At 77.5% G+C, this 720-nt stretch carries 1 pseudogene; it reads right to left on the minus strand.

What is annotated here, in order from left to right:
- Nucleotides 1-630 (minus strand): annotated as a pseudogene (locus tag HMPREF3099_RS09975) (hypothetical protein); the annotation flags it as partial.
- Nucleotides 631-720 lie beyond the last annotated feature (90 nt).

Consider the following 720-nt stretch of genomic DNA (forward strand, 5'->3'; position numbering starts at 1 on the left):
CAGGGCGGCGTCCAAGTGGGTGGTGCTCGGCGGGGCGGTGGGGCCGAAGCCCACGGGCACTGCATCGGTGGGCGGCACCTCGGGGCGGTCCGCCCTGGGGCGCGGACAGGGCACGGTCACGGTGCACACCTGCAGGCCGGTGGCGGCGTCGGTGCGGGAGTCGGTCACCTCGGCCGAGGAGGGCCACGCCACGTGGGGGTACCCGCCCTCGGGCACCAGGCCCTGCGGGTGCGGGGCGCCGAACACGGCCACGAGTCCCGTGCCGGGCGGCACCGGTCGGCCGCCGGTGTCCACGCGCACCTCCAGGGTGCGCCGCGGGTTGCTGCGCGGGGTGGGGCGCTCCCACTCGTCGGTCCAGGTGGCGCGGTCCACGGTGGCCACGCCGGAGGTCAACGGCCACTCGGCCACGGGCAGGGCCAGGCGCTCGAAGTGCCCCCACCAGTGCGGCTTGTGCTCGCGGCGGTAGTACTGCGGGGCGGCGCCCACCATGGCCAGCGCCTGCTCGGCACCGGTGCGCTCGCCGGCCGGCGGCAGGCCCAGGGCGCGGAAGCGCTCCTCGGCCTCCTGCGCGGCTGCCCACCGGTCCGATGCGGTGGCCTCCGGCGTCTCGGGCAGCGCCGGTTCGGGCACTGTGGGCCCGGGTTCCTCGGCGTCGCCGTCCGGACCGCCACCGTCCCCCTGGGCGTGAACTCCGCACCGGTGCTGAACTCGACTGTCGAG

This window comes from Kytococcus sp. HMSC28H12, assembly GCF_001816045.1.
Taxonomy (GTDB): Bacteria; Actinomycetota; Actinomycetes; order Actinomycetales; family Dermatophilaceae; genus Kytococcus; species Kytococcus schroeteri.